The sequence below is a fragment of the Bifidobacterium sp. POST2/T3 (B1) genome (assembly GCF_058197115.1).
Genome location: NZ_JBVPQK010000281.1, coordinates 1 through 3418, shown reverse-complemented (window position 1 = coordinate 3418; position 3418 = coordinate 1). Strand labels below are relative to the sequence as shown.

Sequence of the window (3418 nt, the reverse complement as noted above, 5' to 3'; positions counted from 1 at the left end):
GAAAGCTGAGGAATATCTATGGCACGAGTCAAGCGGGCAGTCAACGCGCATAAGAAGCGTCGGGTCGTCCTGGAGCGGGCGTCAGGCTACCGTGGCCAGCGCTCACGTCTCTACCGCAAGGCCAAGGAGCAGTTGCTCCATTCATATACATACAACTTCCGGGACCGCAAGGCCCGTAAGGGCGACTTCCGCAAGCTGTGGATCCAGCGCATCAACGCCGGATGCCGCGCCCAGGGAATCACCTACAACCGCTTCATCCAGGGTCTGCGCCTGGCCGGGATCGAGCTGGACCGCCGCGCCCTGGCCGATCTGGTTGTCAACGACATCGACACCTTCAACGCCATCGTGGCTGAGGCCAAGAAGGCCCTGCCTGCCGACGTAAATGCTCCGGTCGCTGCCTGATCAGCGGACCTGAACACTGTATTGCAAGAACCTCGCCTTTCGCGGGGTTCATTGCATATTTGACCATTCCTCAGGGGAACAGTAAGTTGATTGACGACAATGATGCCGGGAGCCGCCATGAACGATAACCACAGCCTAGACGCGTCGGCTGTCCCGGCAGAATCAGCAGGTCAAGCCGGTCCATCATCTCGCAGCGGTACATCCATACTGGCCAGAATTAATCAGCCGCGCCCCATCCTTCGGTCGCGGATCTTTCTTTATGTAACGGAGTTCTTTTCTGGCATGGCCGTCATGGCTGCCGAGCTGGGGGCCTCCCGCCTATTGGCTCCTTACTTTTCGTCCTCCCAGATTGTATGGACCATCATCATCGGGACCATCATGATCGCCTTGGCCCTGGGTGCCGTCGTCGGCGGCCGCTGGGCCGACAGGAATCCAGACCCGGACAGGCTCTACCTGTGCATTATGGCTGCGGCCGTCTGGATCGCCCTGATTCCTTTGGTCGGCAAGTATCTGATCATCTTGGTTTCGGGACTGCTGATCGTGGCCGTTTCCACCAACTTCCTGGTCCTGGCGGCCTTTATCTCCTGCCTGATAATCTTTGTTCCGCCCCTCTTCCTCCTGGGCACCATCACCCCGGGCCTGGTCAAGAGCGCCACCGACTCCCTAGACGACAACGCCTCGGTGGTCGGCCGACTCAGCGCCTGCAATACCGTGGGATCCATCCTGGGCACCTTCCTGCCCACCTTTGTGACCATCCCGGCCGTGGGGACCTTCGTCACCTTCCTGATCTTCTCCGGAATACTGCTCCTAGTGGCCTTGATCTACTTTCTTTCCTCCCACGTGCATCGCCTGGCCTGCTTCATGGCCACGGTGGCCTTTGTCATCTCGGCCGCCCTGTCGCCGATGACGGGGTTCGCCTTCTGGGAAAAGGGCCTGGCATATGAGGGCGAGTCCATCTACAACTACCTGCAGGTCAAAACCCAGGCGGATAGAACCATCCTTTCCACCAACGTCCTCTTCGGCGTCCAGTCGGTGGCCATGAAGCACCCCGGGATGACCGGCATGTACTACGACACGGCTTTGGCAGCGCCGCTCATGGCCAATCAGGCCCGCTCGGCCCTGATCCTGGGCATGGGGACCGGGACCTACGCCCGGCAGCTGAAGCGGTACTATCCGCGGATGGCCATCCAGGGGGTGGAGATCGACCAGTCCATTAGCAACCTGGCCATCAAGTATTTCGACCAGCCAGCTGATATTCCGGTTTCCACCTATGACGGTCGAGCCTGGCTGGCGGCCAGTCGCCAGTGCTACGACCTGATCATGATCGACGCCTATCAGGACATCACCATACCCTTTCAGATGAGCTCCACCGAGTTCTTTAGCCTGGTCAGGAACCACCTGAATCCTGGCGGGGTCATGGTGGTCAACATGAACATGATTGACGACGGTCAGGGGTCCATCAATGCAGCCCTGACCAATACCATCACCAGGGTCTTCGGCTCCGATGCCATCCTGACCGCCGATGTGCCCCAGACCACCAACCGCGAGCTCTTTGCACGTCGCCCCGCTTCCGAGGATTTTTCGGGAGCAGGAGGGGATAAGAGGGAGGTCATGAGGGACTATCCGGGTTCCGAGCTGCTGGCGGAGGCCGCTGCCAGGGTCAGCCCTGATCCAGACCTGTCGGAGATGATGAAGCAGGTCAGCTCCCGCCTGAACACGGTTGGGAAAGTAAATGGGAGGGTATTGACTGATGACAATGCGCCAGTGGAGCTGCTTGGCATGCACGCCATTGACGGAATCATCAGCAGGGAGGCCGACCCCTATCGACGGATCCTTCGGCAAGAGGGGATTCAAGGACTGATCCGGGATGTTTCCTGAGATGCCGCCGCAATCCCAAGCACGTTGGAAGTACGGGAACAGGGGAGTGGAGCGTTAGAATATGCCCTAAAGACCAGCACTGATGAAGAGAACCGGAGGTTAAGCAGTAGTGGACGGTGATCATCAGGAGGGGCTGACTGCATTGCTGGATCAGTTCCTGGCTTACACCGGTCTGGAGCGGGGTCTTGCCCCTGCCACGGTCAAGGCTTATAAGTCCGATCTGACTATGTACATCAACTGGTTGTCCGGCCACGGCATCACCAGCATGGGGCAGATCCAAACCGCCGATGTGGAGGGTTTCCTGGCCCATCTGGCCGACGAGAGTCCAGCCAGCCGCTCACGGAGGATGGCCGCCGTCCATGAGTGGCACCGGTTCGCTCTCAAGCAGGGAGTGACCGACCAGGATGTTTCTCGTACGGTCAAGGCTCCCAAGGGCACCTCGGCCCTGCCGGATGTGTTGGACGTGGACCAGGTGACCCGGTTGCTGGATGCGGCTGCGATGGGCGGGTCCAAGGATCCAGTGGTCCTGCGGGACAAGGCCCTGCTTGAGTTCATGTACGCAACCGGCTGCCGGGTCTCGGAGGCCGTCGGCACCGACCTGGAGGACATGGACCTGGACGAGCGGGTGGTCCGTCTGACCGGCAAGGGCGACAAGCAGCGTCTAGTGCCGATAGGTTCCTACGCTTGCCAGGCCATGGAGGCCTACCTGAATCTGGGACGGGCCAGCCTGTGTGATCGAGCCACCAAGAGCAGGGAGCTGAGGGCAGTCTTCCTTAACAAGCGGGGCAAGCGGCTGACCAGGCAGACCGTCTGGCAGGTGGTCAGGGACGCCGGTCGCCGGGCGGGCTTGAAGAGATCTCTGCATCCCCACACCCTGCGGCACTCTTTCGCCACTCATCTGTTGGAGGGAGGCGCCGACGTGCGTTCGGTCCAGGAGCTGCTGGGCCATGCCTCGGTGACCACGACACAGATTTACACACACGTCAGTCCCCAGGCCCTTATGGAGACCTACCAGACGGCCCATCCCCGTGCCCGCTGACCCGCCAACCCGCGAATGCGGGTGGAAACTTGATAGGGTAGAGGCATGCCTACGGATTTGTTAGGGCGCGAGTATGAGACGTTCGCTGCCCCGGAGCCT

The 3418-nt window shown here is 60.4% G+C and carries 3 protein-coding genes; all 3 read left to right on the top strand.

Going from position 1 to position 3418, the window contains the following annotated elements:
* Positions 1 to 18: 18 nt before the first annotated feature.
* The 3 genes from rplT to xerD all read left to right on the top strand — a co-directional run bounded on the left by rplT (position 19) and on the right by xerD (position 3319).
* Positions 19 to 402 carry a 50S ribosomal protein L20 gene (rplT, locus tag AC0AP0_RS10520; protein WP_015021618.1) on the top strand — a complete coding sequence of 128 codons (384 nt, stop codon included), beginning with the start codon at positions 19 to 21 and terminating at the stop codon, positions 400 to 402.
* Positions 403 to 684: 282 nt separating this feature from the next.
* Positions 685 to 2280, top strand: a complete 1596-nt coding sequence (locus AC0AP0_RS10515; RefSeq protein ID WP_490430425.1) for a spermidine synthase — start codon at positions 685 to 687, stop codon at positions 2278 to 2280.
* Between the two features lie 109 nt (positions 2281 to 2389).
* On the top strand, positions 2390 to 3319 hold the full coding sequence (gene xerD / locus AC0AP0_RS10510; protein WP_490430424.1) for a site-specific tyrosine recombinase XerD: 930 nt from the start codon (positions 2390 to 2392) through the stop codon (positions 3317 to 3319).
* The last annotated feature ends 99 nt before the right edge of the window (positions 3320 to 3418 follow it).